Genomic DNA, 21,420 nt, shown 5'->3' on the forward strand with positions numbered 1-21,420 from the left:
ATCAACTAACCGCCACTAACCGCCACGCGACCGCGATCCTTTGTGGCTATAATTTTGTCGTTATATATCGCCACCGTGGAAGGAGGTGGGTTGCCGTGGAAATTGGTATTCGGGAGCTGCGAGACCAGTTGAGCCGGCACTTGGCGGAGGTTCGGGAAGGGCGGACGGTGACCGTGACGGATCATGGACGTCCGATTGCGCGCATCGTGCCGGTAGAACGGCCGACGAAACTGGAGAGCCTCCGCGAGGAAGGCCGTGTCCAGCGTGCTCGAACCCGCAAGCAGCCCGCACCCGCCCCGCTGGCCACCGGCAGCACGGTGAGCGACTTGGTCGGCGACCAGCGTCGGTGATCGGTTACCTGGACACCTCGGCCTTCGTGCCTCTGCTGATCGACGAGCCGGCCAGCGTCGCGTGCCGACGGTTCTGGGATGACGCCGATGCGATCGTGTCGTCGAGGCTGCTCTACGTTGAGACTGCAGCGGCCCTCGCCCAGGCGGGACGAATAGGGCGCCTCACGGAGGGCGAGCATCTCCAGGCTCGCCGGCGTCTCGGCCAGATGTGGTCCGAGATGGACGTCATCGAGGTGGACGAGCAGATCGTGACCCGTGCCGCTGACCTGGCACACCGTCTGTCTCTGCGTGGCTACGATGCTGTGCACGCCGCATCGGCCGAGCAACTCGATGACGACGATGTTGCAGCCGCGTCCGGAGACCAGCGACTGCTGAGCGCATGGATGGATCTCGGCATGGCAATCTACGACACCAACCAGAAGGCGACACCAGAGCCGGAGTGATCGAGTTCATCACCACCACGTTGCCCACCAATCCGCATCAGCTATCAAGACCGCTCCGCTACGAGCTGACGGGCTGGCATGTGGCGCGCCGCGGCGATTACCGCGTAACGTTCCGGATCCTGGGCGATGACCGCGTGCTGCTCATCGGCCGCATCGAGCACCGTGCCCACGCATATAGGAGCCAGTAGCGCAGCTGCAGAACGGCAACCATTCCCTGGCGCGCGAAGATCGTTCGATAGTGCCCCTTTGGGGTGGTGGACTTTGGATCGGCGTGGGTTCACGCGTGGTGATCAACGAGTCATGATGAATGCTAGGCGATTTGGGGTACACGGCTGCCGCGTCGGATCGAAACGGTGCATCAGAAGTCGCGGCAATGCGGTCCTATGTGGTGACGAACGCATTCCCTCGACCGCCGCAAACATGACAGGGCGTGTCGGTGGCTCGTGTTTCGCTTGCCCAGAATAAGCAGGAGGCTTGCAGAGTAGTTTAGTGTTCGCTAAAGTGGGAGGAGGGCTGGTGCAAAGGCGAGCGATCGTGAGGGGGCAGTTTCATCAGGTCGATTGCGCGGTCCGCGAAGACGGATGTTCACCCGCCGCGCAATTCTTGGACGCTCTGAAGGAGGGTGTGTGGGATCAAGACGAGCGATCCGGACCGCGGGACGAGCAGATCAGTGACTACCACTGGTTTCTCAATGCAATCCGACATTGGGCAAACACAGGCGAGCCGGTCTACCGAGACGCAGTCAAAGCGCTTGAGGATGGCGTGTGGGAGTTCCGTCACGGCGATAAGCGCCTGACATTCTTCGACACCGACGGTAAAGGCGGATACATCGCCAAGCTGGAGATCCGCTCCTACGCCGACGCGGAAGCACCCGACAGCGAATATTGGCACATCCCCTACTTCGACCACCTGATCCGCGTCGGCCACGCATTCACCAAGGTCAGCCAGAAGACGCTCAAGCGAGATCTTCAAGAATCGCAGAAAACCAGAGAGGAGGACCTGGCCCATGACAGACAACGCTGATCCGGTCTTGATTGACGAGGAGCAAGCCACAGACGCCGGCGCCCAAGGGCTCGCCGCGGCCGACCTGGCCGGTCAGGTGATGCGACTCCTTCAGCAGGCACTGGATGCTTCCGAACTAGACCAGAAGGCACTCGCCGAGAAGCTGGGCGTCACGCAAGGCCGCGTCTCCCAGGTGCTCAACGGCGACGGCAACATGAAGATCGCCGCGGTCGCTCGCTACCTTCGCGCACTCGGCTACGAAACGCAGATCACTGCATCACCGGTGGTCTCAGGCCTTCCTGCGCTGCCCCGCCAGTCGCGCCGTCGCGTGGCACGCGAGCAGCAGTCTGCGGTCACCGAGACGCGGTACACGGCGCGCCTGCCGAAGCGGTCCCGACTCAGGGCCACACATGGCTGACGAGATCGAGACGACGGCTCAACTCATCGACCTTGCGGACCTTCGCGACGTCGTGATTCACGAACTCGCCGCGACCCGACTCACTGGCCCCGACCGGTACGGGGTGGATCTCCCGTCAGAGGAGCTCCACGCACCCGACTCCCCCGACGATGACGTCGCGATGAGTTTGCGAGCGAGTCTGGAAGACCGTTGTCTCGGGGTGAGGTGCCGGATCGAAACATGCAACGCCTACGGGGATTTCGTCATCGACGGTGAAGCGATCTTCGACCTACCAGCGCCGGTATCGGCCCGCCATGCAAGCATCGTTGATGAGTTCACCGAACAGGTCGGCGTCACGGCTCTGTTTCCCTATCTGCGGGCGGCAGTCGCTTCGCTTGCGGCCCAACTTTGCGTGCCGGCATCGCCGCTTCCGTTACTTCGCTCGGGCGCCGTGACGCTCACGCATGACGAGGACACAGTCGTCGAGGATGAGATCTCGGAGCACTTTATGCGCGGTACCACGACTATCACCTCCGATGACGGAAGCCAAGAAGACGTGGAGTTCTTCCTCGACCGGCAAACGGGAGCGATCACGCGGTTCGGCGGAGAAGGACAAACACCCGACCTCGACGAACTACTCAACGCATGGGCGGAGCTGCCGCCCCCCGACGAGATTTCGGTGGAATGGATCGTAAGACAGCACGGGGAAGCTGGAATTCGCGAGGCCATGGAGGCTCTGCGCGAGGCCCATGGAGATGCCGCAACCGAGGTGGCCTTGGCCGAGATCGACGAGGCTGTGGCGCACATTGAAGCAGAAGACTCCTTCGTCGCTCTGAACGCGGCTGTCGAGAATCTCGACCTTGCGATTGCCGCGGCAAGGAACACCGATGCGGCCCCCGATGGCGGGACTACCCTAGATAGCAACACCGGATCTGACGTCGCCGCAGCGTTACTCGAGGCGGCCGAACACGTTCGGGACGGCTGGGTACGTGTGAGAAATGCGATCTCGGACTAACCCTGTGCCGCCACGGTCCGAAAGACGCGGGCGCAACACGCTTGTCGAATCATCGAGGAGTACAGCCATATTGCAGAACAGCTTTGGAGCGAGCCGCACCCAACCGTCGTTGCGTGCGACTCTCCGCATAACCACGAATACTCAATCCGAAGGAGGATGCGTTGACCACTTCTGACTCGCTGTCGATCTCGCTCACGGCGGCTTTATCCTCCGCCCGAGTTCCTGCCGCCAATTACGAGTTCATCCGTGAGATGACCGATGCGGTCGGCATCGCCCACTATCGCTTCGTCGACCAACCAGGTAAGCCGTATGTCATCGCTACCCGACGGGACGGTCTCCGCGATCTCCATATCTACTACGGGGCGACGAACGGGTTCTACTCAGAAGACGACATTGTCCGCATCTTCGGCGATGAAGCTGACCGCAGACTCAGCGGCTCGCGCAAGGGAACCTGGTGCGTTATACATCCGGTCCATCAAAGCCGCCCTCCCGGTGCGCCCTCCCGTGACGTGCGGCGCGAAGGGACGCTCTGCGATTGCGGTATGCAGCGCTCGCTCACCGGCGTGTGTGGAAGCTGCGACTAGCGCGTCCCACGATTGTCGGGTGTTGTCCACCGAAGCAAATCGCCACCGCGACGGCGCCGTGACGCATACTGCCTGTTCCACGGGCACGCGGGTCCGATGCACGAAACGCCCGACAACCCGCCCCCGCCGAAGCACACCTAAGTAAGTTGTTCACCAGACACGCGATAAGGGGGGTGACTCACCGGTGAAGGACGGCCGCTGGGTCACGATCGCCGAGTCGCAGTTCGACCACGAAAAGGCCGGGCTCAACGCGATCAAGCAGCTACTGCCGGATGCCGAGCCGTTCCGCGCCTGGGCCAACTTCGAGTTCCGCGACAACCGCGGTCGCTGGCACGAGGTCGACCTGTTGGTGCTGGCCCGCGACACCCTCTACCTGATCGAACTCAAGCACTACCGCGGCATCCTGACCGGCAATGACCACCGGTGGCGGCGCAACAACCGCACCGAAGACTCGCCGCTGCTGCTGGCCCGCCGCAAGGCCCAGTACTTCTCCTCGCTGCTCAAGGACGCCATCCGAGAGCGCGGCGGTGACGAGGCGGTCAGCAGAATCCCGTATGTCCAGGAGCTGGTGTTCCTGCACCACGAGCAGTTCGTCTGCGACCTGCCACCGAACTCGAAGATCAACCTCTACGGCCTCGACGGGCGTGAGGGCATCACCAAGCTGCCCGGCATCTCCAAGGTGCTGCTGGCCCCCGCCAGACACGACCCCATCTCCGAGCGCGACAGCCAGCTGATCGCCGGCCTGATGAAGGCCATCGGCCTGGCGCCGCGCCGCCAGCGTGAGGTCGGCTCGTGGATCATCGACGACCAACCCCTGGCCGACGGTGACGGCTGGCAGGACTGGCCGGCGTTTCACCACGTCAACACCGAGGACCACGTCCGCATCCGGTTCTATACGGCCACACCGGGCGCCACCAAGGCCGACGAGCACGCGCGGCGCCAGGCCGTCACCCACGAATACAACCTGCTGTCCCGGCTGACCTACGACGGGCTGCAGGCGCCCAAGGATCTGGTCGACGAACCCGAACTGGGCATCGGCCTGGTCTTCCCGCAGCCCAAGTCCGACACCCCGCTGGACCTGTGGCTGGCCGACCACACCCTGTCGTTGGACGCCCAGCTCGACCTGATCGCCCGACTGGCCGACATCGTGCACTACGCGCACCGCCACCGGGTGGTGCACCGCAGCCTCAACCCGCGCTCGGTGGCCGTCCGGGAGCGCGGCGAGGCACTGCTCCCCCAGGTCGTTGACTGGGACAGCGCAGGCATCCTGCCGGCCAACCCCGACACCGCCGTCACCCGGCTCTCGGGTGGCTCGCTGACGCTGATGGCCGGCGCCCCCAGCGACACTGCGCGCCTGTTCGCCGCCCCGGAAGGCTCGCGGCCCACGGACCCGGCCCGCATCGACGTCTTCGGACTCGGCGCGCTGGCGTTCTTCATCCTCACCGGCGGCACGGCCCCGGCCACCGAACGCGGCGAGTTGATCGACCGGCTGCGCCGTGACCGGGGCCTGGACCTGGCCGCCGAGATGCCCCAGGTCCGCACCCCGCTGCGGCAGCTGGTACTCGACGCCACCAACCCGAGCCCGGCCGACCGCATCGCCGACATCGGCGAGTTCGTCGCCCGCCTCGATGCCGTCCGCAACGAGGTGCTGCTCAAGACCACGGGCACCGACCCTCTGGAAGCAGGACCGGAAGCCGAGCTCGCCGGCGGCCGTTTCGTCTACCAACGCAAACTGGGCGCGGGCTCCACCGCGGTGGGAATCCTGGTGAAGGACAACCAGGTTGGCGGCGCCTTGCGGGTGCTCAAGGTCGCCAAAGATCCCGACGCCGCCGAACGGCTGCGCGCCGAGGCCCAGGTGCTGGGCCGCTTCGAGAACGACGACCGGATTGTCACCCTGCATGGCGTGGAAAACGTCGGCGGGCGCACCGCACTGATCCTGCGCTACGCCGGGCGTACCACCCTGGCCGAGGAACTCAACAACCGCGGACGGCTCTCCATCGACGTGCTGCAGCGCTGGGGCACCGACCTGCTGACCGCACTGGTCGCCCTGGAACGCAACGGCGTCACCCACCGCGACATCAAACCGTCCAATCTCGGTGTCTATCAGAGCAGTTCACGCGCCGACACGCATCTGGTGATGTTCGACTTCTCGATGGCCGGGGTGTCGCCGGACAATGTCGAGGCCGGCACCCCGCCGTATCTGGATCCGTTCCTGGGCACCGGCACCCGCCGCCGGTACGACACCGCGGCCGAACGCTACGGCGCCGCGGTGGTGCTCTTCGAGATGGCCACCGGCGACACCCCGCACTACGGCCCCGACCCCGGCGCCCACCCGGCCACCGTCGATGACGACGTCACCGTGGTACCGGCCATGTTCGAAGCCGCCCTGGCCCCGGCGATGGTCGCCTTCTTCACCGCCGCGCTGTCCCGCGACCCTGCCCGCCGACCCGACACCGCCGAGGACATGCTGCGGGCCTGGCAACAAGCCTTCACCGCCGCCGACACCGCCGTCACCCCACAGGCGAACGATGCCGACGCTGAAAGAGCCGACGCCGCAACGGCTTTGAGTTCCGCCGGGCTCAGCGCGCGGGCCGTCTCCGCACTGGCCTCAGCGGCGGTGACCACCGTCGGGGAGTTGCTGGCGGTGGACTCCACCACCTTGAACCGGCTGGTGGCCCGCGAGGCCAAGGACACCCGCAAGGAGATCGTCGAGCGCTACCGGGCCTGGACCAAACGCCTGGGCAAGCAACAGCAGCCGTCGAACACCGAACTGCGCAGCCTGGACGACACCGTCGCGTTGCTGCTCGCGACCGTCTCTGAACAGCGGTCGTCGACCACCCGCCGCGACGCTGCCGCCCTGCTGCTCGGCACCACCCCCGGGCTGGACGGCTTCGCCAGCAGCACCGAACTGGCCGAGAAGCTCGGCAAGGCCCCGCAGCGCGGCACCCAGCTGATCAAGGAGCTGCAGGAGGACTGGGCCAACACCCCGGCCACCCGTGAGCTGCTCGACGCGCTCACCGACATCGCCCGCGGGGTGATCGAGGACTTCGGCGGGGTGGCCGCGGTGTCCACGCTGACCGCCGAGATCCGCTCCCGGCTCCCGCAAACCGGCCTCGGCGGGATCGACCCGCGCGCCGAACGCGCGGCGGCCGGACTGCTCCGCGTGGCCCTGGACCGGCTCCACGAGCACGAAACCGCTACGGACGAAAAGACTCTGGTGCGACGCCGGCACGGCCGCCGCCTGGCCCTGTTGGCCACCGACGAGATGCTGCTGAGTGCCGCCGAGGCGGCCGCAAAACGCGCCGACGAGCTGGTGTCGGCCGACCCGAACGCCATCATCCCGGCCGCCCGCGCCGCCGAGGCGCTGCGCGCCGCGTTCCAGACTGGCTACACCGCGGTCGCCGACACCGACACCACCGCCCCGATGCCCAGCGACGGCCGGTTGGTCCGGCTGGCCGCCGCGATCGCCAAACACGCCGCGGTGTCCGGCCGCGGTGAATTACACAACACCGCAATGTCGCCGGCCGCCGCGGTGGCCGAGGCGCTGCGCGGGCTGGCGCAGAACGAGTCGCTGTCGGCCTCGCAGATCCGCAGCCGGGTCACCGCCCGCTTCCCCGAGCTGGACAGGGTGCCGCAACGCCCGCACCTGGACACCATCCTGGCCCAGACCGCGCTGAACCTGACCTGGGACGCCGCCCGCGAGGTGTACTGCTTCCCCGACGCCGAACCGCCCAGCACCACCACCATGCACACCCGCCAGCCCACCGCCCTGCCTGCGACCGGCGAGACGGTGGCAGACATCGATCAGGCAGCCAACTCCGTTGCGCTGCTGCGCCGTTCGATCGACGAAGCCGGATTCGTGGCCATCGGCGTGCAGATCCCGCGGGACCGGCCCGGCGAGCACGAGCGGGTGGCCCAACAACTGGCAAAGACCTACGCCGGCGAACTGGTGGACGTGACCACGGAGTTGATCGCGGGCATGCAGAAGCTGGCCGACGAGCGGGGCATCCCGTGGGATCTGATCCGCAGCGCCGACGCCGCCGAGGCCACCGCCCGCGACGCCCAAGGACTGCGGGCGGTGATCGACCGAGTGGCCCCGGCACTGCGGCAGAAGCTGCAGACCGCCGTGTTCGACGGGCAACAAAGCACGGCGCCGCTGATTCTGACCGAGGTCTCGCCGCTGGCCCGCTACGGGCATCTGGACCTGCTGGCCGCGCTCAGTGACCTGGCCGCACCGCGCCGGCGGCCGGTGTGGGTGGTGCTGCCGCAGCTGCGGGGTCAGGCCGGCGCGCTGGTGGACCGCAAGCCGATCCAACTGGGGTCGCCGGGTGGCCAGTTCGTGTTGTGGCGGGACGCACTGGATGCGGTTCCTGCCGTCGGTGACGGGGAGACGACGTAATGGGTTGGGCTGCAGCGGAACTGGTGACCGCGCTGAGACGTCAAGTCTTGGTCTTGGAGACCGATCTGCGGGCGCGTGTCGACGGCGATGACGAGCACGCCCGGCAGAAGGATGTGCTCGACGCGTGGCGGCGCGACTACGACGCGGCGTTCGCCGCGCAGCGCACCGCGGCCACCTGGCAGGAGTGGCGCAACGACCGGGTGACCCAGGCGGCGGTGGCCTGGGTGCTGCTGACGGTGTTCGCCCGCTACTGCGAGGACAACGCGTTGCTCTCGCCGCGCTGGATCGGCGGCGCCGACGCCGATCACCGCGCTCAGGCGCTCGACGCCCGCCGCGCCTACTTCCAGCAGCATCCCGAGCACACCGACCGGGAGTGGCTCGCCCAGATCATCGCCCACTTCGGCAAGTTCACCGCGACGGCCGGTCTGGTGGACCGGTTCTCGCCGCTGCATCTGGTGGCGCCCTCCGGTGACGCGGCGCGCGTCCTGCTCGAGTTCTGGTGGCAACAAGACGACGACGGCCAACCGCGCTACGGGTTCGCCGGGGTGGACACCCGTTTCTTGGGCGACGCGTACCAGGATCTGTCCGAGCACGCCAAGAAGACCTACGCGCTGTTGCAGACCCCGGAGTTCGTCGAGGAGTTCATCCTCGATCAGACCATGGAACCCGCGCTGGCCGACCGGCCGCTGCAGGGGTTCACCGTCATCGACCCGACCTGTGGCTCAGGGCATTTCCTGCTCGGTGCGTTCGCACGCCTGCATCAACGGTGGCAGCGCGAAGCGCCCGCACTAGGTGCGCGGGAACTGGTGGCCAAGGCGCTCGACGGCATCTACGGAGTGGACATCAACCCGCTCGCGGTGGCGATCGCCCGCTTCCGCCTGCTGGTGGCCGCGCTGCACGCCGCCGGCGACACCAGCATCGAACAGAACATCGGCTACACACCGCATTTGGCCGCCGGTGACAGCCTGCTGTGGGGCGCCAATCAGCAACTACTGCCCGAAGACCTGTTGGCCGGCCCGGCGATCCGCGCCGATGCCACCGAGGACGCAGAGGCGCTGCGCAGCATCCTTCAGCGCGAACACGATGTGGTGGTGGGGAATCCGCCATACATAGGCGTCAAGGACTCTGCGTTGCGCGATACCTACCGCAAGCTATACAGCGCAATCCATGGAAAATACGCGCTGACAGTCCCATTCATGGAGTTGTTCTTCCGCCTTGCACATCGGTCAGCGAGGGAACGCCCGTCAGGCTGGGTTGGTCAGATCACCTCAAACGCCTTCATGAAGCGTGAATACGGGATCAAGCTCGTTGAAGAGTTTCTACCGCGCTGCGACCTCATCGAAATCATCGACACGTCAGGTGCATACATTCCGGGCCACGGCACTCCCACGATCATCGTGATCGGACGTAACCAAACCCCGACAAAGGACACGATCGGTGCGGTCTTGGGGATCCGCGGTGAGCCCGGCCGGCCAGAAGACCCAGCTAAAGGGATTGTCTGGGAATCGATCCGCACCCATGTCGACGACTACGGTCACGAGGACGCATACATCAGCGTTGCACGACTGCCACGAGAGAGCCTACGACTCCACCCCTGGAGCCTCGGCGGAGGCGGAACACAGGAAGCTCTCGCAGTCGTTGACGCGGCCAAGTCGCACACTTTGGGCGAAGTCGCGACAACGGGCATCTCCGCCGTGATCGGCGTCGAAGAGCCTTACGAGGTTGCATCATGGTCAACCGGGAGCACCATCCAGTTTGTCGATGGCGACCTCGTCCGAGACTATCGCGAGGGAGCGTACCCCCGTTACTGGCCGTATGCCTGGCGCGACGGTGCACTCACCGTCGACACCACGCCTCCGACATCCATCTGGCCGTTTCGGACAGCCGTACGGAACTACAAGTGGTTCGGCAAGACAAAGGACGAACGAGGCCAGTTCTGGACGGAATACGGTCATATCCAAAAGGACCTGGCCACAGCTGAATACCTCATCACCTTCGCCTTTGTGGCCACACACAACCACTTCGTCTTGGATCGCGGCGGGAAGGTGTTCAAGCAGTCTGCCCCGGTGATCAAGCTGCCCGCGGGCGCGTCGGTTGAGGACCATCTAGGACTGCTGGGTGTACTGAACTCTTCGGTGGCCTGCTTCTGGCTCAAGCAGAACAGCCACAACAAGGGTCGCCCCGGCGCCGAGCAGGCAGGCGCTGACGAAGCTTGGGAGCATCGGTACGAGTTCACCGGCACGACGCTTCAAGACTTCCCACTACCTGCAGCAATACCCGCCGAGCGCGCCACGAGACTGGACGATCTCGCCCAGGGGCTTCAAAACCAATCCCCCGCCGAACTCGCCAAGCGTGAAACTCCGGCTGCCGCAGCACTCAACGATGCGAGCGCTGAATCGGAGCACCTGCGCGCCTTGATGGTCGCCCACCAAGAGGAACTCGACTGGGAGTACTACCGCATCTACGGCCTCATTGAGGATGACCTCACCTACGCCGGCGACGTCCCCGGCATCCGGCCCGAGGAAAGAGCCTTCGCGATTGTCTTGGCCCGCGAAGCCAAGGACGGATCGACACAAACCAGTTGGTTCCGTCACCACAACCACCAATACACCCCCAACACCGAGATCCCCGACCACTTACCCGCGGACTATCGCGGTCTGCTGCAACGTCGCCTGGATGCCATCGCATCTAACCCGCACATCCGCCTACTGGAGAAGCCGGAGTACAAGCGGCGCTGGGCGTCTGAGCCGTGGGACAAGCAGGTCGAGTCGGCCTTGCGCGGCTGGCTGCTGGATCGGGTGGAGGATCGTGCGCTGTGGTTCGACCGGGACGGTCGGCCGACGCCGCAGTCGGTGGCGCAGTTGGCCGATGTGCTGGATCGCGATTCAGACTTCCGTTCGGTGCTGCGCCTGTGGGCCGGTGACCCGAACGCCACCACCGGTGCCGCGCTGGCGAAACTGCTTGCCGATGAGGCGGTTCCATTCCTGGCCGCCTACCGGTACAAGGATTCCGGCCTGGACAAGCGTGCCGCCTGGGAGGACACCTGGGCGCTGCAGCGCCGCGAGGACGCCGGGGAGAAACTGCCCTCCCCCATCCCGGTGCCGCCGAAGTACAAGCCCGTCGACTTCGTCAAGACCGCCTACTGGTCGCACCGCGGCAAGCTCGACGTCCCCAAGGAACGGTTCATCTCCTACCCCGCCGCCGGGCGCGACACCGACGCCACCGAGCTGCTCGGTTGGGCCGGCTGGGACCACGCCCAACAGGCACTGGCCCTGGCGTCGCTAATCAGCGCGCGCATCGAGGAGGGCTGGGACACCGAGCGCCTGGTGCCGCTGCTGGCCGGCCTCAACGAGCTGGCGCCGTGGGTGCGGCAGTGGCACAACGAGATCGACCCGGAGTACGGCGAATCGGTGGCCGACACCGTCGACGCGGAGCTGACCTCACGCCTGAACGAACATCACCTCACCGTGACCGACCTGACCAGTTGGCGGCCAGTGCAGTCGGTCCGCCGCGGCCGAAGGGCAGCCCGCACATGACCACCTTGCTTCGTGATGTCATCGACATCCCCGAACGCGTCGGCAGCGACGACTACGTGCTGCGCCTGACCGACAGCACCGACGACGACGCGCATATCGCCGCCACCCTGGACGCCTATGTGCTCACCGAGTCGTTGCGCGAGAACTTCGACGCCGCACTGGATCTGGTGGCCGATGCGGTCAAGCAGAACACCTCCCGGGCGGCGTATCTGACCGGGTCGTTCGGCTCCGGTAAGAGCCACTTCATGGCCGTGCTGTACGCGCTGCTGGGCAACCATCCCGCGGTGCGGACACCGAAGTTCCAGGCGCTCACCGGGCACTACGACGGCGCGCTGGCCGGCAAGAAGCTGCTACGGCTCACCTACCACCTGCTCGGCGCCACGTCCCTGGAACAGGCCGTGCTGCGCGGCTACGTCGACCAGATCACCCGGCTGCATCCCGAGGCTCCGCTGCCGGCGGTGCACCTGTCCGACAAACTGCTCACCGACGCCGAGAACCTGCGCGACAAGATGGGTGACGAGCAGTTCCTGGCTGGGCTGGCCGGCGGTAACGGCGGCGGCAGTGGCGATCCGTGGGGCGGGCTGATCGGCGGTGGCTGGGATCTGCCTCGCTACCGGGCCGCGCTGGCCGCCGGCCCGGAGGATCCCGAACGCCGCGAACTGGTGTCGGCGTTGGCGGGCAGCTACTTCGGGTCGTTCGCCGAGACCGCCGACTACGTCGATCTGGATCGCGGGCTGGTGGTGATCTCCGAGCACGCCAAGGCACTCGGCTACGACGGGGTGGTGCTGTTCCTCGACGAACTGGTGCTGTGGTTGGCGTTCTCGGTGCGCGACACCGAATTCTTCGCCCGCGAGTCGCAGAAGATCACCAAACTGGTCGAATCCTCGGGCCGCCAGCGCCCCATCCCGCTGATCTCGTTCATCTCCCGGCAGATGGACCTGCGCAAGTGGTTCGCCGACGCCGGGGCCTCCGGCGCCGAGCAGGACGCCCTCGACCGCGCCTTCCAGTACCAGCAGGGTCGGTTCCGTGAGATCGAACTGGGTGATGACAACCTGGCCGAAGTCGCCCACGCCCGGTTGCTCAAGCCGAAAGACGAAGCTGCCCAGGAGATACTGAACAAGGCGTTCGCCGATCTGACCCGCAGCCCGGAGGTCTGGGAGGTGCTGCGCGACAGCCTCAACGCCGACGACAAGCACCGCGGCGCCTCGGAAGCCGAGTTCCGGCTCACCTACCCGTTCTCCCCGGTGCTGGTGTCCACGCTGCGCAACCTGTCCTCGGTGATGCAGCGCGAACGCACCGCGCTCAAGGTCATGCAGCGCATGTTGGTCGACCGCCGCGACACCCTGACCGTCGAGGACCTGATCCCGGTCGGCGATGCGTTCGACTACATCGTCGAGGGCAGCGAACCCATCGACAGCCACGCCAAGAACATGTTCGACGCCGCCCACGACCTGTACCGCAACCGGCTGCTGCCCACACTCCTGGACAAGCACGAGGTGAGCACCGAACAACTCGACACCGACCCCGACTCGGTGCCGCGCGGGTTCCGCGGCCAGGAACGCATCGCCAAAACCCTCCTGCTGTCGGCGATCGCCCCGAATGTGCCCGCGCTGCGCGACATCACCGCCGGCCGGCTGGCCGCGCTGAACCACGGCTCGATCAAAGCGATGGTCGCCGGCGGCGAGGCCCGGGTGGTGCTGGGCGTGGTGCGCGACTGGGCGCAGAAGGACGCCCCGGAGATCAGCGTCTCCGAGGGCGCCAACCCGGTGATCCGGGTACAGCTCGCCGAGGTCGACTACCAGTCGGTGCTGGATCGCATTCGCGCCGAAGACAATTCGGGTCGCCGCCGCGCACTGCTGCGCCGGCTCATCCACCAGGCGCTCGGCGTGGGCACCGCCCAGGACGATCTGGGCGGGGCGGCCACCCGCACCGTCATCTGGCGCGGTTCCCGCCGCGAGGTCGACATCGTGTTCGGCAACGTTCGCGACGCCGCGTCGCTGCCCGAGCAATCGTTCGACGCCAGGCCCGGCACCTGGCGGGCGGTGGTGGACTACCCATTCGACGAGGCCGGGTTCACCAGCGCCGACGACATCAACCGCATCGACCGGTTGCTGGCCGGCGGCGACCGGCACACCGTGGTGTGGCTGCCGCGGTTCTTCACCGAGTCGGCGATGGAGGACCTGGCGCTGCTGGTGAAGCTGGACTGGCTGTTCACCGGCAGCGGAGATCGCTGGACCGAGAACTCCGATCACCTCTCGGCCACCGACCGCGCCCAGGCTCTGGGCATCCTGAAGAACCTGGAGAGCGGCACCCGCACCGCGTTCGACAACCTGCTCAAGCAGGCCTACGGCATCGAACCGGCCGACCCGAAGCGCATCACCGCGGAATCCCAGCAGTTCGACGTGCTGACCTCGCTCAGCCGCGACTTCCAGCCCCAGCTGCCGCCGGCGGCCAATCTGGAGAACGCGTTCCTGAACATCATCGATCAGGCGTTCAGCGCCACCTACCCCAACCATCCGCAGTTCGATCCCGCCGACAGCGAGGTCACCGCCCGCAATTTCGAAACCGTCCGCGAGTACGTCGAGCAGGCCAGCACCCACCGCGACGGCCGGGTACCCACCAACCCCGGCGCTGACCGCACCGCGGTGCGCCGCATTGCCGGGCCACTGCGTGTGGGCAAAGCCACCGAGGACCACTTTCTGTTCGACCAGACCTCGTTCGACTACTGGGCCACAGAACTGGACCGGGCCGCCCAGGCCGCCGACCCGGTGACCGTCGGCGCGCTGCAAACCCACATCGAGGCGCTGTCCCCGGCGTGGGGGCTGCGGCCGGAGTCCCGTGATCTGGTGGTCAGCGCCTGGGCGCTGTTGCGCAAGCGGGCCTGGTTCGAGGCGGGCAGCGCCATCACCGCTCCACCGCTGGGCCGGATGCGGCCCAATATCGAACTGCGCGCCGAACAACTACCCGAACAGCAGGCCTGGGAGGATGCCCGCGCCAACGCCGCCAAACTGTTCGGCTACACCATGGCCCGCACCTACCTCACCGGAGCCAACGTCGCCGACTTCGCCGGGCAGGTCCGTACACACGCCACCGACGTGGGCACCAAACTGGGTCACCTGGTCGACGAACTACACAAGGCCTACGGCCGGTTGGACGCCGTCGCCGGTGCCGACGACCGCTTGACCGCCGCACGGGCGCTGCACGAAGTGGCCGACACCCTGTCCCGCACTGCGGGAAACGTCGCGGTGATCGACGCCCTAGCAGGTGTCGGGCTGCCGGTGGCATTGGAGACGGCCGGACAGATCGGCGCCGACGCACCCCGCGACAGCGTCACGCTGCGTAACTTCAAGTGGCCGCTGGTGGAGGTGCTCAAGACCGGCGCCCGCACCGGTGGCGATGTCGGTGACCGGGCCAACGCCATCTGGAAGTCGCTGCAGGAGGCGGTGTCGATCCCGGGCCGCTCGCTGTCTGACGACTTGACCGCCGCCGAAACCAGACTGGTGCACTGGGTGGTCGAACGCGAACCGGTCACTCCGCCTCCTCCTCCCCCGCCACCTCCGCCGACAGTGACGGAACGCGACCGGGTGCTGCGCAACACTGACGACCTCGCTGGGCTGCAGAGCGAGATCACGGCGGCGATGGAGGAGTCCGGCAAGAAGGTGCATGTGCGCTGGTGGCTGGAATGAGCCCGCTCACCGCCACCGAGCCCATCATCCGGGCCCGGTTGGACAAGGCCGCCGCCAAACGCTACCGCCGGGGCGTGCTCGGCCTACGCGCCGAACCACGTTGGGCCGGAGACTCTTTCGACCACAAAGGCATCCCGGTGACGGTGGTGCCCTGCCCGTCGGTGCTGGCGATCTGGGAGGCCATCGACACCCGCGACGCCGACGGCTGGACCGTGGTGCTCACCGACGTCGATGACGACGAGCTCGGCGACACCGTGCTGGCACACCTCCTGGACGGCCGACTGATCACCCCCGATCCGTGGGATGCGTTGCGCGGCAACTTCTCGGCCACCACCATCGAACCCGCGCTCTACCGCGGGGTGGCCAACGACCGCGCGGTGGCCAACGGTCTGCTCGCCGTGCTGTCCCCCGACTCCTACACCCCCGCCCCCGGCGGGGTGCTGACCCGTGACCACGCCATGACCACCCTGGCCCGCGACGTGCTCGAGATCGTCAAGGACACCGGTGTCGAAGTGGACTCGCTGGCAATCTTGGAGTGGACCCGTTCAGCGGACACCCCGGCCAACCTGGCCGACCTGCGGGCCCGCGGCGGTGCCGACCTGTTCGACGCGGCGGCCTGCTGGCTGGGCAGCCGCGCAGGTCTGCTGGCTGAGCCGCTGGCAGCCCTGCTGAGCACCGGCCGGATCAACGAATTGGTGCCGCTCGGGGTGGTCGCGGGGCTGTTCTGCCAGGACGACACCACCGACCCGAAAGCGCTCGGGGTGTTCCTGGGCCACTACGGGTTGACCAGCCTGGGTTCCGAAGCCCTGCACGCCTGGTACACCAGTGCCCGCGGCCTGGTCACCACCGCCCTCAAAGACCCGCACACCGTGCTGCAGGCCTCGGCATCGATTGCCAGCGACCTGCGAATCGACACTGCCGCAGCATCATCAGATCTCTTGCCGCAAGGGTTGAACGCCCGCATCACTGCGCTCGCCGACGCACTGACCGAGGCGCTGCCTCAGGCACTGCCCGCCGACCTGGACGCGGCACTGATCACTCCCCCCGTTCACGCCCGGATCGAGGCGCATTGGGCCGAGGTCAACCGGCACTTCCTGGCCGCCGACTCGCAGACCGTCGACGCGTTTTCCGGGGCAGTCCGGCTGTCCCGTTGGCTGGCCTCGCCGGTCAGTGTCGCCACCGGGTTGCCCGACGCCATCACCGCCTACCTCACTCGCGACTCCTGGGTCGACACCGCGCTCACCAGGACGCGCCGCGGCGCTGACCAGCCGACAGCTGCGGCCGCGCTGCGCGCTGTCATCGACACCGTGCTGGCGCGGCGCGCCCGCCATGACCGAGTGTTCGCCCACGCATTGGCCGATGCACCCAAGCCCCGAGTGCCTCTGGTGGAGAACGTACTGCGCGATGTGGTGGTGCCCGTCGCCCGCCAAACCCCCACACTGCTGTTGGTGGTCGACGCGCTGTCGTTGGCCGCGGCCAACGATCTGGTGACCGCCATCCAGCAGGACGGCTGGACGGAGGTGTCCGTCGACGGCCGCCGCGGAAGCGCGTTGGCAGTGCTGCCCACCCTGACTCAGCGCAGCCGCTGCTCGCTGCTGTGCGGCGAACTGCGCGAGGGTGCCGACGACGTCGAACGCAGGGGCTTCCTGGCGCTGATCCGAAACGCCCACCTGGAAGCCACCGGCGGCGGACCGGACCCGATCTTCCACAAGGCGGCCCTCGACGCGATCCCGGCCGGCGCGTCGCTGGCCACCGACGTCACCAATGCGCTGGCCGACACCGACCACCGACGGTTGGTGGCAGTGGTGCTCAACTACGTCGACGACACCCTGCATCACACCGATCCCGGCGGCACCGACTGGACCATCGACACCATCACTCACTTGCGCGCCCTGCTCGGTGCGGCCCGCAGCGCCGGGCGTGCCGTGGTGATCACTTCGGATCACGGGCACCTGATCGACTACGGCACCGGCGCCAAAGCGGACCGGGCCAACACCTACGGCCAACGCGCACACGGTGATCTCGCGAATCTTGACCCCGACCGCGAAGTCGCGGTCGAAGGCCCGCGGGTGCTCACCGACACCCATCGGGTGGTCCTGGCCGTCGACCCAGACATCCGCTACGGCGCACGCAACGCCGGCTACCACGGCGGCGCCGCCCCGGCCGAGGCGATTGTGCCAGTGCTGGCATTCGTGGCGGGCCAACTCCCGGCATGGGCCCAGCAGGTGGCTGCGGTCGAACCGAGTTGGTGGCACGCGGGCACGCTGGCGCCGATTCCGGCACTCACAAAGCAGGGCGGCGCCCCGAGCCTATTCGACGTTGAGGAACCGGCGCGGGTGAACCCATTGCCGGCCAAGGTGATCAGCAGCAGGGTGTACGCAGCGCAGCTCAAACTGGCCGGGCGCATCGTCGTCACCGACACCCAGATCAAGACACTGTTGGCAGAGCTGTTGGCCGCCGGTGCGCGCGAGCTCACCCTGGCCCAGGCTGCGGCCGCGCTGGGGGTGGCGACCGCCGGCGTCAACGGGGCGTTGATGCAGACCAAGCGGGTGCTCGACGTCGAGGGTTACGAGGTGCTGGCCGTCGGCGGCGGCGTGGTGAAGTTGGACGAGGCCGCGCTACGCGAGCAGTTCGGGGTGTCGGCGTGACGGTGTCCGCGCGGAGACGCCGGGAGATCCTCGACGCGTTGCGCCGCGGCACCGTGCCGTCCAACGGCCTGGATCAGTTGGCTGTCGGGCTGGGCCGCTTCGAAGCCGAACTGGACAATGAACTCGATGTCGTCGCCGCCGGTGGTGCGGTGTTCAAGGCCGTTCGGGGCGAATACGGTTCGGGTAAGACATTTTTCGCGCGCTGGCTGGGCGACCGCGCGATGAAGAAGGGTTTCGCCGTCGCCGAGGTGCAGATCAACGAGATCGACACCCCGCTGCACAAGCTGGAGACGGTGTACCGGCGCAGCATCGAATCACTACGTACGGCATCGGTACCCCCGAGCGCACTGCGCCCCATCCTGGATGCCTGGTTGTTCACCATCGACGACGATGCCCGCCAGCAGGGCGTCGAGGTCGACGTACTGTTGGAGCGCCGGCTGGCCGATGTGGCCGCCCGCGCCCCGGTGTTCCCGATGGCGATCCGGGCATACCGCCGCTTCGTCGCCGAGGACGACCATGACGGCGCCGATGCGCTGGTGGCCTGGCTCGGCGGGCAACCGCACGTGGCGGCCGCGGTCAAACGCAAGGCCGGCATCAAGGGCGACCTCGATCATTATCTTGCGCTGGGATTCTTGCGTGGCCTGCTGGCGATCCTGGCCGATGCCGGCCACCCGGGCCTACTGCTGGTGCTCGACGAGGTCGAGACGTTGCAGCGGATCCGCAGCGACGCCCGCGCCAAAGCGCTGAACGCGTTGCGGCAGTTGATCGACGAGGTGCACGACGGCCATTTCCCCGGCCTGTACCTGTTGATCACCGGCACCCCGGCCTTTTACGAAGGACGCCAGGGCATTCCGCTATTGCCGCCGCTGGCCGACCGGCTACACACCGAGTTCGGCAAAGATCCGCGCTTCGACAACCCACGGGCGCCGCAGCTCCGGCTGACGGGTTTCGACCCTGCACGCCTGGTCGAACTCGGCGGCCGGGTGCGCGATCTGTATCTGGCCGGGATCAGTGATCCCGCCCGGGTCGCCAGCGTGGCCGATGACACCTTCCTGGAACAGTTCGCCGCAGCAGTGGCCGGTGAACTCGGCGGCAGGGTGGGCATTGCGCCACGGCTGTTCCTGCGCAAGCTGGTGGATGTGCTGGACAAGATCGAACAGTTCCCCGACTTCGACCCCTACTCTGACTACGAGGTCAAGATCGCCCCCGCCGAGCTGTCCGAAGCCGAACGGGCCGCACTCACCGCGGACGACGTTCCGCTCGATCTGTGATGGACGCCTTCGATCAGCTACATCCCGGGGTGCAATACCACCTAGCCAACACATTGCGGTGGAACGGATTACGGCCCACCCAGGCTGCTGCTGTGGAACCAGTCTTGGCAAGCTCCGATGCTGTGGTGTTGGCACCCACCGCCGGCGGAAAAACCGAGGCCGCGATGTTTCCGCTGCTGTCCCGGATGGCCGCCGAGGACTGGCAGGGCTTGTCGGTGCTATACGTGTGTCCCCTGCGCGCGCTGCTGAACAACCTGCAGCCGCGCATCGACGGGTACTGCCGTTGGCTAGGCCGCTCGGCCGCGGTGTGGCACGGCGACGTCAGTCAGGCGCAACGCCAGAAGATTCTGACTGAACGCCCGGACGTGCTGCTGACCACCCCGGAATCGCTGGAAGCGATGCTGGTGTCCACCAAGGTCGATCCCCGGGGGCTGTTCTCCGGGCTCCAAGCCGTGGTGGTCGACGAGATCCACGCTTTCGCAGGGGATGACCGCGGCTGGCATCTACTTGCGGTGCTGGAGCGGCTGTCGCGGGTCGCGGGGCGGCCTCTGCAGCGGATCGGGTTGTCGGCCACCGTCGGCAACCCCGACGAATTGCTGTCATGGCTGCAAGGCAGCTTCCACTCCCGCACCAGTACGGTCGTGGCGCCCGCGGTGGAAACCCCGGCCGCACCCGACATCACGGTCGACTACGTCGGCTCACTCACCAACGCGGCCACCGTGATTGCATCCCTACACGCGGGCGAGAAACGGTTGGTGTTCGTCGACAGCCGGCGCCAGGCCGAAGAACTCGGTGCTGCGCTGCGCGAGGCCGGTGTCGAGACATTCATCTCGCACTCGTCGCTGTCAGCAGCGGAGCGGCGCCGCTCCGAGGCGGCGTTCGCCGATGCTCGCGACACCGTCATCGTCGCGACCTCGACGCTGGAGCTCGGCATCGACGTCGGCGACCTGGACCGCGTCATCCAGATCAACTCCACCCGCACGGTGGCGTCATTCCTGCAACGACTAGGGCGCACCGGGCGCCGCCCCGATTCCTCGCGCAACTGTCTGTTCCTCTGCCTGGACGACGAGGCTGTGCTGCTGGCCTCCGGGATGCTGCAGCGATGGTCGCAGAGTTGGGTGGAGCCGGTCACCCCTCCCCCGCATCCGCGGCACATCGCGGCTCAGCAGTTGATGGCTCTGTGCCTGCAGCAGCACCGGATCGGCGTCGCGGAGTGGACGCAGTGGTGGGGTGATCTGCCAGTATTCGACGCCTCTGCGCCGGAGATTCTCGAATACCTGGTTACGGAAGGCTATTTCGAAACAGATGGACCGTTCCTGCACATCGGACCGGAGGCCGAGCGCCGTTTCGGTCGGCGGTACTTCTCCGACCTGACCGCGGTATTCACCGCGCCACCAGAATTCATCGTGTTGGCCGGTCGTGTCGAGGTCGGCACCATCGGCACCGACCTGCTGACCGAGAGCGTCGACGGCCCACGGGTTCTGCTGCTGGGTGGGCGGTCATGGAAGGTCACGCACATCGACTGGGACCGGCGGCGTTGCTTCGTCGAGGCCGCCGACGGCGGCGGCAAGGCCAAGTGGTCAGGCGTGCCCGGCGGGTTGTCGTATGAAGTGGCCCGCGGAATGCGGGAGGTGCTGCTCGGTTCCTCCCCGGCCGGTGTGACGTTCACCGCTCGGGCTGCCACGGTGCTGGCCGAACTCCGGGCCGGCTTCGCCGACACCGTGGCCGCCGACCGACTGATCGTCTTCCTGCCGAGCGATTCGGCCGGCCGGTGGTGGACCTGGGCCGGCACCGCGGCAAACCGGACGCTGCAGGCATCCTTGTCTTCCGTGGTCGACCCGCGGCAGCGTATCGACGAGAAGTCAATCAGACTGCTGCCAGGGGTGACCGTGGCCGAGTTCTCGGCGGCCCTGGCTGCCGTGGAGTGGCGTGATCCCGAGGTGGACGCAAATGCGTTGCGGGGGTTGAAGTTCTCGGCGGCGCTGCCTGTCGAGCTGGGAACGCAGACATTGAGCGCACGGATCGGGGATATCGGGATAGCGGAATCCGTGCTGGCAGAAGCCCACACAATCGTCAAGCAACACTGAAT

Annotated in this window: 13 protein-coding genes; all 13 read left to right on the forward strand. The window is 67.0% G+C overall.

Going from position 1 to position 21,420, the window contains the following annotated elements; genetic code table 11:
* Positions 1-95 precede the first annotated feature (95 nt).
* The 13 genes from DYE23_RS15715 to DYE23_RS15775 all read left to right on the forward strand — a co-directional run bounded on the left by DYE23_RS15715 (position 96) and on the right by DYE23_RS15775 (position 21,418).
* Positions 96-350 carry a type II toxin-antitoxin system Phd/YefM family antitoxin gene (locus tag DYE23_RS15715; RefSeq protein ID WP_041800110.1) on the forward strand — a complete coding sequence of 85 codons (255 nt, stop codon included), beginning with the start codon at positions 96-98 and terminating at the stop codon, positions 348-350.
* Positions 347-793 (forward strand): type II toxin-antitoxin system VapC family toxin, encoded by a 447-nt coding sequence (locus DYE23_RS15720; protein ID WP_081437668.1) that lies wholly within the window; start codon positions 347-349, stop codon positions 791-793. Before DYE23_RS15715 ends, DYE23_RS15720 begins: the two co-directional genes overlap by 4 nt.
* Positions 790-981, forward strand: a complete 192-nt coding sequence (locus DYE23_RS15725; protein WP_011894078.1) for a type II toxin-antitoxin system RelE family toxin — start codon at positions 790-792, stop codon at positions 979-981. The genes DYE23_RS15720 and DYE23_RS15725 overlap by 4 nt, the downstream gene beginning before the upstream one ends.
* Before the next feature lie 301 nt (positions 982-1,282).
* On the forward strand, positions 1,283-1,816 hold the full coding sequence (locus DYE23_RS15730) for a hypothetical protein (protein WP_172527787.1): 534 nt from the start codon (positions 1,283-1,285) through the stop codon (positions 1,814-1,816).
* Positions 1,800-2,213 carry a type II toxin-antitoxin system RelB family anti-toxin gene (locus tag DYE23_RS15735; RefSeq protein WP_011894076.1) on the forward strand — a complete coding sequence of 138 codons (414 nt, stop codon included), beginning with the start codon at positions 1,800-1,802 and terminating at the stop codon, positions 2,211-2,213. Before DYE23_RS15730 ends, DYE23_RS15735 begins: the two co-directional genes overlap by 17 nt.
* A complete protein-coding gene (locus DYE23_RS15740; protein WP_011894075.1) occupies positions 2,206-3,207 on the forward strand; it encodes a hypothetical protein in 1,002 nt (333 codons plus the stop codon). The genes DYE23_RS15735 and DYE23_RS15740 overlap by 8 nt, the downstream gene beginning before the upstream one ends.
* A gap of 161 nt (positions 3,208-3,368) precedes the next feature.
* Positions 3,369-3,791: a hypothetical protein gene (locus tag DYE23_RS15745; RefSeq protein ID WP_011894074.1), complete on the forward strand. Its 423-nt coding sequence runs from the start codon at positions 3,369-3,371 to the stop codon at positions 3,789-3,791.
* A gap of 184 nt (positions 3,792-3,975) precedes the next feature.
* Positions 3,976-8,190 (forward strand): BREX system serine/threonine kinase PglW, encoded by a 4,215-nt coding sequence (gene pglW, locus DYE23_RS15750; RefSeq protein ID WP_115327593.1) that lies wholly within the window; start codon positions 3,976-3,978, stop codon positions 8,188-8,190.
* Positions 8,190-11,726 carry a BREX-2 system adenine-specific DNA-methyltransferase PglX gene (gene pglX / locus DYE23_RS15755; RefSeq protein ID WP_115327594.1) on the forward strand — a complete coding sequence of 1,179 codons (3,537 nt, stop codon included), beginning with the start codon at positions 8,190-8,192 and terminating at the stop codon, positions 11,724-11,726. The genes pglW and pglX overlap by 1 nt, the downstream gene beginning before the upstream one ends.
* Positions 11,723-15,412 carry a DUF6079 family protein gene (locus tag DYE23_RS15760; protein ID WP_115328993.1) on the forward strand — a complete coding sequence of 1,230 codons (3,690 nt, stop codon included), beginning with the start codon at positions 11,723-11,725 and terminating at the stop codon, positions 15,410-15,412. Before pglX ends, DYE23_RS15760 begins: the two co-directional genes overlap by 4 nt.
* On the forward strand, positions 15,409-18,060 hold the full coding sequence (gene pglZ / locus DYE23_RS15765) for a BREX-2 system phosphatase PglZ (protein ID WP_115327595.1): 2,652 nt from the start codon (positions 15,409-15,411) through the stop codon (positions 18,058-18,060). Before DYE23_RS15760 ends, pglZ begins: the two co-directional genes overlap by 4 nt.
* The gene (gene brxD / locus DYE23_RS15770; protein ID WP_115327596.1) at positions 18,057-19,331 is read left to right on the forward strand and encodes a BREX system ATP-binding protein BrxD; all 1,275 of its coding nucleotides are present in this window, start codon (positions 18,057-18,059) and stop codon (positions 19,329-19,331) included. Before pglZ ends, brxD begins: the two co-directional genes overlap by 4 nt.
* Positions 19,331-21,418: a DEAD/DEAH box helicase gene (locus DYE23_RS15775; protein WP_115327597.1), complete on the forward strand. Its 2,088-nt coding sequence runs from the start codon at positions 19,331-19,333 to the stop codon at positions 21,416-21,418. The genes brxD and DYE23_RS15775 overlap by 1 nt, the downstream gene beginning before the upstream one ends.
* Positions 21,419-21,420: the final 2 nt, after the last annotated feature.

The organism is Mycolicibacterium gilvum (assembly GCF_900454025.1).
Classification (GTDB): domain Bacteria; phylum Actinomycetota; class Actinomycetes; order Mycobacteriales; family Mycobacteriaceae; genus Mycobacterium; species Mycobacterium gilvum.

What these genes read in the sequence shown, in the direction of transcription:
- DYE23_RS15740 (WP_011894075.1), top strand. Translation starts at nt 2,206, where the DNA reads ATGGCTGACGAGATCGAGACGACGGCTCAACTCATCGACCTTGCGGAC.
- pglZ (WP_115327595.1), top strand. Translation starts at nt 15,409, where the DNA reads ATGAGCCCGCTCACCGCCACCGAGCCCATCATCCGGGCCCGGTTGGAC.
- DYE23_RS15735 (WP_011894076.1), top strand. Translation starts at nt 1,800, where the DNA reads ATGACAGACAACGCTGATCCGGTCTTGATTGACGAGGAGCAAGCCACA.
- pglX (WP_115327594.1), top strand. Translation starts at nt 8,190, where the DNA reads ATGGGTTGGGCTGCAGCGGAACTGGTGACCGCGCTGAGACGTCAAGTC.
- DYE23_RS15775 (WP_115327597.1), top strand. Translation starts at nt 19,331, where the DNA reads ATGGACGCCTTCGATCAGCTACATCCCGGGGTGCAATACCACCTAGCC.
- DYE23_RS15760 (WP_115328993.1), top strand. Translation starts at nt 11,723, where the DNA reads ATGACCACCTTGCTTCGTGATGTCATCGACATCCCCGAACGCGTCGGC.